Genomic DNA, 9794 nt, shown 5'->3' with positions numbered 1-9794 from the left:
CTTGTTCAATATGGTCTCGCAGCGGATCAGAATCATAGCCCTTATCGGCACATAGCATGTCTGTACCACTTAAATTAATCTTATCCACTAAATCTGGTGCTACCTTTACATCGTGAGTCGTGCCATCTGATAAGATAAAAGTAATAGGGTTACCGTGAGCATCAACCGCTAAATGAATCTTGGTGGCGCGTCCTGCCACACTTTTACTAATGGCTTGTTCCACCTCATTGCTACCATTACTGTGCTGATGCGCTTTAATGTGTGTGCCATCGATAAATACCCATTCACAGTCTGAGTCTTTAATTAATAAAGCGAACAGTGCAATCAGTTTATTGCTACGAAACCAGCGCTGATAAGCCTTGTAGACGGTATTAGGCTTACCAAAGTAAGGTGGCAGATCACGCCAAGGACAGCCAACACGCATACGATATAATACGCCTTCGACTGTTTGTCTAAGATTCCCTTTGTCATAGATATTAAGTTCTAGTAATATAGGTCTTAGTCTTGTCCAGTGTTGATCTTTGAGCATTGTACGAGGCATAGCAAACGAGGTCTTTTTTGTGTGAGAACTTAAAGACTAACCGTTTGCTATTTTTTTGCCATCGTTTTATTCCCAATGTTCAACACGCCCTAATAAAGGATTTTTATAAACATTATAAAAACAAACACATCACTATAAACGTTTCGGCTGGACTATGTGTTCCATCCGTTTCGCCAGACGAATATCATGGCTGGTAATACCGCCAGTATCGCCAGTAGTCAAGCGAACATCTACCACGTTATACGTGTTGCGCCATTCGGGATGGTGCTCGAGCGCTTCGGCATGGAACGCGGCTTGATTCATAAAGCTTATGGCTTCGATGAAATCGCTGAAGTGATATGTTTTTACGATAGCATTGCCCTCGCGCTGCCAACCGGGCAATTCTTCCAGCTGCAAATTTACTTGCTTATCAGATAAACTACTCATATTAATCACCTTTATTATTATGTTGGTTTGGTTTATTAAAAACTATATCAGGCACTACATTGTAGCTGTCAAAGCTATTTTACGAAACTTCAATTCTCTTTTTCAGTTATATCATTAACGCTATTACGTCACTGTAAAGACCTTTTGTTCTATTGCCATTATAGGCCAGAAAACCCGCCTATATTTGCTATCTTGCCATATATTCGAAGATAAATATACGAGGGCAGATAGCAAATAAATAGGAGGGTAGTAGCGTATTAACGCTTCAATTTTATTAGCCAAGCTGAACCATAGTAAATGCTTAAAACATTTCTAAAGAAATTATGACGCTTATTAGCATACTGCATTTTCTATGGCTCATCGCTAAAGAGTGGACTATAGCAAGTCTTGGTAATCAGGATGTTTGCTGATATATGACGAGACAAATGAGCACTGTGGTATCACTTTTTTATTCTGTTCACGAGCATAGTTGAGGGCATGCTTAACCAATGCTGAGCCAATACCGCGCCCGCCTAGCTCCTGAGGTACGATAGTATGATCATAAACTAATGTATCGTCACGCTCTTGATAGCTAATATAGCCAGTATAACCGTCAATAGAGGTCTCAAAGCGTTTAGCCTGTTCATCATGGGTGATGGTTAGGTTTTGTTCAGAGTTTTGATTTTTCATGGATATTCTCCGTTATTATTGATTATTATCGTTAACTATTATTGGTTTTTTTAGTATGGATCAATCGTATTTTTAAATGAAAAGAGCTTGAATGACCAAATAGATTGTTCACTAAAGTATGAGTCCTTTCGATTCACATTTATAGTTCTTTACCGTAAGAGTCGATAGAGTAAATGTTAAGACTAAAGGGGTCTACCAGTGATCTCCATATGAGCTGCATATCAAGCATAAAATAAGGCTTGGCGCATGACAGGGGGAAGATATTTACCCAATCCACGTATAGCGGGCAGCTCTTTTTGTCTTTCTGCTACGGCATGATTTGTTTCAGTGATTGACGTAGTTTGTGAGTGTAAATAAGACTGCCATTCTTCAGCACTTGGCTTGCTAAAGTGGCGGATACGTTCCAGCATTTGCCGGAATTGTGTACCAAAGCGCCCAGTATTATAGGGTAGATTGTACTTGCGGCATATTGCCTGTAATTGTGGTGCGATACGAGCATAGTGACTGGCTGGCATGTCAGGGAAGATATGGTGCTCGATTTGATGCGATAAATTACCCGTCAAAATATGAAACAGCTTACTGCCTTGAATATTGCTGGAGCCAAGAATTTGACGCACATACCAGTCGCCTTTAGTCTCATCGGCATCGAGATAGGTATAGATATAGATATGGGCTTGTTCGGTAAAGTGTCCACAGAATATCACCGCCCATGTCCACAGATTACGAGCGATATTGGCAGTAACATTACCGCTCAGTGTAGTCATAGCACTACGCCGACCTAATGTCAGCCCTGCTAACGCGGGTAGTACAATATGATCTTTGCCTACTTGCCGTGCGATTTTGGCGAATAATGCGCGAGATTTCTGTTGCATGGTTTGGTGTCTATCAGGGGAGTCTGCGTATTCGTCGACACTGATTTGAATATCATGAAAGGCGACCGCCCACTCAAAACCTAGAGCCAATACCGCTGTTTTCAACATATTATGGCGGTCGCTTGGCGTCCAAGGTTGCTCATCAGTCACGCGAATTAAGTGATAGCCAACATCATGGTCACGACCAACGATATTGGTAAAAGTATGATGCAAGTAATTATGAGAGTGTTGCCACAATGGGGCAGGACAGACAATGTCCCAATCAAACTTTTGGCTGTTGAGATACGGGTGCTGCATCCAGTCATACTGACCATGCATGACATTATGCCCAAGCTCCATATTGTTTAGAATTTTGCTGAGACTCAGTAGTGAGGTACCCAATAGCCAAGTCGCGACAATTTTACGTTTTGCCTGCATGCATCCAGCCGCTGCCAGTAAGCCACGCGCTGTCATCTCACTATAGACTACCGCGGCATACACTCGTTTAATGTATCGTGCGTCATCGCTACCTAACGAATCCATCACGCTTCGGTAAAGCACATTTAATTCATGAGCGAGGGCATCAGATTGCGCCTTCGGTAAGGGCGCTCCTGTCAACGTTGGGTAGCGAGTCAACTGTTTTGCTTTCTGCTGTTTTGCATCAGTTAGTGTGGTCAAAACTGGTACAGCAGATTGTGCAGTAGTGACGGGTGGTAGCAAGCGCATAAATAATCCTTAACCGAAATGGTACGGAGAGTCGGTACTGGGTTCGGTTCAATAAGTTGTTTAAGTTTTTTACCGTAGGTTATAAGGTAACAGCAGGCTGTGTTTCTATCTTATGAGCCGTTATGAGTATTTATTTTTATCACCGTGTTGCTAAATATCCAGCACCACATCAGTCATGGCAATGTTGATGCAAGTTTGAATAGATTCATAACCATCACTGCTCATTTTTCCTGTGTGGATATTTTTGACCACGCCGCTGACTTTATTGCAGCGACACAACTGGCAGATACCTTGTCTACAACCATGCGCTAAGCGAATTCCTGCATCCTCTGCGGCATTCAATAATGTCGTGCTACTATCAAACTGCCGTTGCCTCGCCCGTAAATAAACAGTATGTTGCGCTGCGTGTTTTTTGCTATCGAGCGCCTGTTTGTTATCAAAATTGAAATCAGGCGACGCATGACCAAAGTTTTCTACAATGATATTATCGCGCAGGTTTTTATTGTGCGATAAGGTTATCTCTGCCGCTGCTTTATATAAGCCAGTCAACAGAGTCTGTGACCCGCATGCAAATATTTGCGTATCTGCCAGTGGTAGGTTTAATGCCAACAAACTGTCTACGCTCAAATGTCGCTTGCCCGCCAAATAAGTATCAGCTTTCTCGGTATTGACCAGATGATAGGTGAAAGCTGGATACGCTGTGCTCAGTTGTTGCCATTGGTTTTTGAACGGGAGCATTTCAGTGCGACTGTAATATAGCAACGTCACCTGATGTCCGTTGTCCAGTGCTTGCGTGATGAGCCCTAACATGGGCGTAATACCGCTGCCACCCGCGATAAATAATAAAGAAGCAGATTTTTCGGCAGCTGATTTTGTCTGTACCGTTATAGATGATTGTGCCAAAGTGAAAGAGCCACTAGGGACACTACTGTTAATGACACTGCCAAGTGCCATATGTTTGGTTAAGTAATCCGAAACCAAGCCTTGCGGCTTAATAGCAATGGTAATCGCAAGATAAGGTGGTTGCTTTTTGCTATCGCCACTATTAATACTGTTGCCAGTAGTAACGTCGTGCCACCAGAGCGGTTGGTGCGCCAAACCTAATAATGAATAGCTGCGCTGATGATACACACCTTTAATAAGAAGGCTTAAGTTAAGATGTTGACCACCCTGCCAACCACGTTGCGAACCCACTAATTGCCGTCGAAAAGCATGATTGGTCTCAAATCTGAGCGCTATTAAGTCATCGCTAAGGGTATATCGCGCAACAAGGCGCAGCTTTGGGACAGTGAAAGACCAAAACGGCTGTAAGTGCGATCCAATAAAATCGATAAATGCATGTTGAATCATTTCAGGGCGATAGCCGTTGGTCATATTATCAGTACCTTTGTTAATACTATCAAAATGATTGACATCATAAATATTGTGTTCACCTGTGCGCCAATTTAGCAGATATCACTTAGGTCAGGTCGCTCGAATTTGTTAAGCTATCCTAACATGCTAACGGCTATTGATTAAATTTGCGAAAGTTTTGATGCTATTTTTTGTGGTCTTTATAAAACAGTTATAAGTCAGAATGTTAAGCGAAACGGTTTGATAGTAGGTTTCGTTACCGCTTTTAGCTAGAAAGCTGAGCACTCTGTGACAAAAGCCGTAAAACAATCGTTAAAACAATCTGTTGGCTTGCAGGGTATGCGCCACAATGCGATAATGGCTTATAATTTGTAACCCTGATTTTGAGGTGCAGCACGCTTGGCATCATTGCTAAGTATGATTCGCTTGCCTCTTTTATGCAGTCTATCGGAGTGTTAATGGCTCAATATATTTACACGATGAACAACGTGTCAAAACTTGTTCCGCCTAAGCGTGAAATTTTAAAAAATATCAACTTATCATTTTTCCCAGGTGCCAAAATCGGTGTCCTAGGTATTAACGGTTCAGGTAAATCAACCTTGCTACGCATTATGGCGGGCGTGGATACTGAATTTAGTGGTGAAGCACGCGCGCAAACTGGCACCAAAATTGGTTATTTGCCGCAGGAACCACAGCTTGATGACAGCAAAGACGTGCGTGGTAACGTCGAAGACGGTATGCGTGAAGCATTAGATGCACTTGCTCGTTTAGATGCCATTTATGCAGAATACGCTGAGCCTGATGCTGACTTTGATAAGCTTGCTGAAGAACAAGGCAAGATGGAAGACATCATTCAAGCGTGGGATGCTCATAACTTAAATACCCAGCTCGAAAAAGCAGCTGATGCCCTACGTCTGCCACCTTGGGATGCGGATGTTAGTAAGCTGTCTGGTGGTGAAAAACGCCGTGTGGCACTATGCCGTTTGCTATTGTCACGCCCTGACATGCTGTTACTTGACGAACCAACCAACCATTTGGACGCTGAGTCCGTAGCATGGTTAGAGCAGTTCTTGCAGAACTATAGCGGTACAATCGTTGCCATTACCCATGATAGATATTTCCTAGACAACGTCGCTCAGTGGATTTTGGAGCTAGATCGTGGCCATGGTTATCCGTATGAAGGCAACTATACTGAGTGGCTCGAGCAAAAGAACACCCGTTTAGAGCAGCAGAATAAGCAAGAAGAATCATTTGCTAAAGCACTGAAAAAAGAGCTAGATTGGATTCGCAAAAACCAAAAAGGTCAACAAGCCAAGTCTAAATCTCGTGTACAGCGCTTTGAAGAGTTGAACTCAACAGAGTTCCAACAGCGCAATGAGACCGCTGAAATTTATATTCCACCCGGTCCACGTTTAGGTAATAAAGTCATTGAAGTGAATAACATCTCCAAATCATTTGGTGATCGTCTGCTTTATGAAAACCTAAGCTTTAACGTGCCAGCTGGTGCTATCGTCGGTATCATCGGACCAAATGGTGCGGGTAAAACCACGCTATTTAATATGATTACTGAGCGTGATACGCCAGATACGGGTTCAGTCGATTTGGGCGAAAGTGTCAAAGTCGCTTATGTTGGTCAGGTACGTGATAACTTAGATGACAGCAAAACCGTTTGGGAAGAAGTGTCTGACGGTCTTGATATTATTACGGTTGGCGATTACACCACGCCAAGTCGTGCTTATATCGGTCGCTTTAACTTCAAAGGCTCAGATCAGCAAAAGCACGTCGGTCAATTGTCTGGCGGTGAGCGTAACCGCTTGCAGCTTGCTAAGACATTGAAGCAGGGCGCAAACGTACTGCTCCTTGATGAACCTTCAAACGATTTGGATATTGAGACCTTACGTGCGCTAGAAGATGCGATTCAGGTCTTCCCAGGTACGGTCATGGTCGTCTCGCATGATCGCTGGTTCCTTGACCGTATCGCCACTCATATCTTGGCGTTCGAAGATGAAGGCCCAGTTTGGTTCGATGGTAACTATTCTGAGTTTGAAACCTATCGTAAAAAGACGATGGGTGATGCTGCCACTCCTAAGCGTATGAAATATAAAAAGATTTCAACCTAGGACTGTTATTTAAAAAGTAGTTGTTAAAAAAAACTACTTAGAAATTTCAAATTTAAAGATAAAAAAAGACCTCTAATCAATTAGAGGTCTTTTTTTGCTCGATATATTTAGTTTAGCTCATTAAATATTGTAGCTGGTTGCAGATTAACGCTTACGCCCAAATTTACGCTGCTTTTTATTACTAATCTCAGTAATCGCATGGGTAATTTCTTCTTCATCTAAGCTGGCGACTTGCTGCAAAATCTGCATCATGTCAGGCGTTAGCACGTACTTAGCATGACTAGCAATATCATTGATACGATGATCAAAGGTCAATACGCCAGTTTCATCATCTTTTTGCAAGTAATCAAGACGAGTCAAGGCACTGATGAAGCTGGTGAATAAGGCGCGGTCAAAGAAATCAGGAATATCATCTGCATATAGTACAGATAAGCGCTGACCCAGCAGATGACACAGATCAACGACTTCGCTTTCGGTTAGATTGCCTGAGCCTTGCTGGGCGAGTAGGGCAAGCGTCATAAAGTAACGCTCAAGGCTCTGTCCGACAGGCGTCGCTAGCACTTGCAGCTGCTGATAGCATTTGCTGTTTGACTCAGGGACGCTGAGTACGCCATCACTCAATTCGACAATTAGACCATGCGAGAGTAGGCTGTCGACTTTCTTGTTCAAGGTATCAGCTAAGCCATGTGCTGGGTAATATAAGAACAGCTCGCTTTGTAAAAATGGATAGAGTTGCTTAGCAATATTGTCCAAACGACTGCGTTCGATACGGCCGTTACGCGCCACTAATGCTGATAAGAAAGACAGTAAAATAAACACATGCAGGATATTATTACGGAAATAGCTGAGCAATGCCGCTTGTTTACCGGCAATCTGAATGATGTCTCCTAAGATATGCGGTGTACGTTCAATGAGCTTTAGCTTGATACCATAATCAATGATTTGCTGCGGACTCATATCTGTAATGACGGTATCATCTGAGTAGGACAACTGCTGAGCAAGACCTTGATAAAGGGCAATTTGCTCACGGCAGATTTCTTCATCTAAAGCCGCTTTAGGCGCTGATAATAATACCAATGATAATAACGAAACGGGCGTCACAACCGCCGCCTTATTGATGTGCTGCATGATTTTGACGCCGATGTTATCGACCATCGCGCTGGCTTTATCATCGAGCGGGGTATCGGTGCGATCCGTCGGCAAGCTATTGGCTGGCACATCGAATTTTGTCATAAAGTCGCTAAGATGCAGCGGTGTGCCAAAGCTTAGATGTACATTACCAAAGATACGCTCAATTTTACGACCAACTTTGAGTAAGCCTAGTAAAGATTCAGATTCTTTTGGCTTGCCTTTTAGCTCACCAACATAGGTGCCACCTTCCATAATACGCTCATAACCGATATAAGTCGGAATGAAAACCACTGGCTTCTCAGAATGACGTAATTGACTGTGCACTGTCATTGCTAGCATGCCCATCTTCGGTGGTAATAAACGTCCTGAACGCGAGCGACCACCCTCGATAAAGTATTCAATCGGTGTGTTACGCGTAATAAGGGTGTGCATATATTCGCGGAGGACGGCGGTATAAAGTGCATTGCCACGAAAGCTACGACGTATATAAAAGGCAACCGCGCCGCGTAATAATGGCCCTAATACGGGTACATCTAGGTTGTCACCAGCAGCGACATAAGGAATGCTCAGACCGCGCTTGTAGATGACATAAGATAGCAATAGATAATCGACATGGCTACGATGACAAGGCACATAAACCAGCTCATAGTCAGTCGCAAGCTCACGTACGCGCTCAAAATGATGGACTTCTACGCCATCATAGAGTTGCGTCCATAACCACGTTAAAAACTTATAAAAACCGCGCACGATGGAATGTGAATAGTCATTGACCATCTCATTGGCATAACCTTTAGCCAAGACACGGGCTTCACGTACACTGATACCAGATTCTACTGCTTCTGCCTCTATCGCATGTTTGATAGCTGGTGAATACACTAGCTTGTCTACTAAGTTGCGTCTGTCTGATAAATCAGGACCGAGCATACTGGCACGCTGCTTGTCTAAATAAACCGTAAGCCGCTGCTGTAGCATACGTACCAGTTCACGATTGCTGTCAGCGGTCGCTACCAAAGCATATTTTGGTGCTTCGTCAGCATCGCCCACGCTACTCGTGATGTCTAAATGGCTGTCTTTTGCAGAGCTTTCTTTTATAGAGTTCTCTTTCACAGAGCTTTCTTTTATAAAGTACTCTTTTGAATCAGTAGCTAGCGAATCAAAAATAGAAAACCCTTCTTCATCGCCTTTAAGGCTATCATTGACAAGGGTACGTAGATCTTGAGGTGGATGGAACTGTACAAAGGTGTCACGTCCCATTACTCCGATATTAAAGAGCTGCTTGGTGATGCTAGGATCTTGCCAGTTGTCAGCGGTCAGCAGCTTAAACAGTGAATCCTCTTTTTCTGGGGCGCGTCCCCATAAAATAGAGACGGGCACCAAACGTACTTTTAGCTCTGGATGTTGCAAAACAGCAGACACCAAACGTGACAGGCGCGGCGATAGCTGACTGTCTTTAGCGCTTGGATGGTTCAAAAATATGATGGCTGCGTTTTCTTTAATATTATGGGCGGCATCATGTACCCCAACCAATGCTGGTGGTAAATTGTGCTCTTGCGTCTGCAGGTCAATCAAAATACTGTTGGAGCGCGAATAATCTTGCAACACATAAAATCTTAGCGTTTGATCGTCTGTATCGAACTCAGGTAATTCACCCAACAGCTTAGGTTTAACAGCGACATCGAGTAGCTGCCCCGATAGCTTGCGATAAATTTGATTAATCGGCGCATTGGAATAAGGCTTGGGGGCGATTGGATTGACGTCAGTATTAGAAGCGTTGTCGGTTGTGACTGGCGCTTTAAAAATCCGTTTTTTTAAGAACTTCGGTATCATAATCAGTATCAAAAATAGTCAAATATGTTGCGCTTATGATGCCATAAAAGCCATCAAAGCGATATATAGTGTCTGTATATACTGCTAATATTAATACGGTCTGGTTACTATATAGTGAGTTAAGCCGCTCTTAATAAGCTCAAATAATTG

7 protein-coding genes are annotated in these 9794 nt (G+C 43.2%); 1 reads left to right on the top strand and 6 read right to left on the bottom strand.

Annotation, left to right across the window (positions count from 1 at the left end):
- The 5 genes from ACT3S4_RS14065 to ACT3S4_RS14045 all read right to left on the bottom strand — a co-directional run.
- The coding region (locus ACT3S4_RS14065) for an IS5 family transposase (RefSeq protein ID WP_444761281.1) at positions 1–541 on the bottom strand (541 nt) is incomplete at its 3' end.
- 132 nt (positions 542–673) lie between these two features.
- Positions 674–967 (bottom strand): 4a-hydroxytetrahydrobiopterin dehydratase, encoded by a 294-nt coding sequence (locus ACT3S4_RS14060; RefSeq protein WP_198330910.1) that lies wholly within the window; start codon positions 965–967, stop codon positions 674–676.
- A 375-nt stretch (positions 968–1342) separates the two neighbouring features.
- Positions 1343–1636: a GNAT family N-acetyltransferase gene (locus ACT3S4_RS14055; protein WP_045456426.1), complete on the bottom strand. Its 294-nt coding sequence runs from the start codon at positions 1634–1636 to the stop codon at positions 1343–1345.
- A 221-nt stretch (positions 1637–1857) separates the two neighbouring features.
- Positions 1858–3213: a fatty acid desaturase family protein gene (locus tag ACT3S4_RS14050; protein WP_444761280.1), complete on the bottom strand. Its 1356-nt coding sequence runs from the start codon at positions 3211–3213 to the stop codon at positions 1858–1860.
- Positions 3214–3363: 150 nt separating this feature from the next.
- The gene (locus ACT3S4_RS14045) at positions 3364–4587 is read right to left on the bottom strand and encodes a flavin reductase family protein (RefSeq protein ID WP_444761279.1); all 1224 of its coding nucleotides are present in this window, start codon (positions 4585–4587) and stop codon (positions 3364–3366) included.
- 437 nt (positions 4588–5024) lie between these two features.
- Between ACT3S4_RS14045 and ettA the strand changes: the two genes are divergently transcribed.
- Positions 5025–6686 carry an energy-dependent translational throttle protein EttA gene (gene ettA, locus ACT3S4_RS14040; RefSeq protein WP_045443195.1) on the top strand — a complete coding sequence of 554 codons (1662 nt, stop codon included), beginning with the start codon at positions 5025–5027 and terminating at the stop codon, positions 6684–6686.
- Between the two features lie 144 nt (positions 6687–6830).
- Here the strand turns inward: ettA and plsB are convergent, their stop codons facing one another.
- On the bottom strand, positions 6831–9644 hold the full coding sequence (gene plsB / locus ACT3S4_RS14035) for a glycerol-3-phosphate 1-O-acyltransferase PlsB (protein WP_444761278.1): 2814 nt from the start codon (positions 9642–9644) through the stop codon (positions 6831–6833).
- Positions 9645–9794: the final 150 nt, after the last annotated feature.

Source organism: Psychrobacter sp. AOP30-A2-5 (genome assembly GCF_052378115.1).
Classification (GTDB): Bacteria; Pseudomonadota; Gammaproteobacteria; order Pseudomonadales; family Moraxellaceae; genus Psychrobacter.
This window is presented reverse-complemented; position numbering and strand designations above follow the sequence as displayed.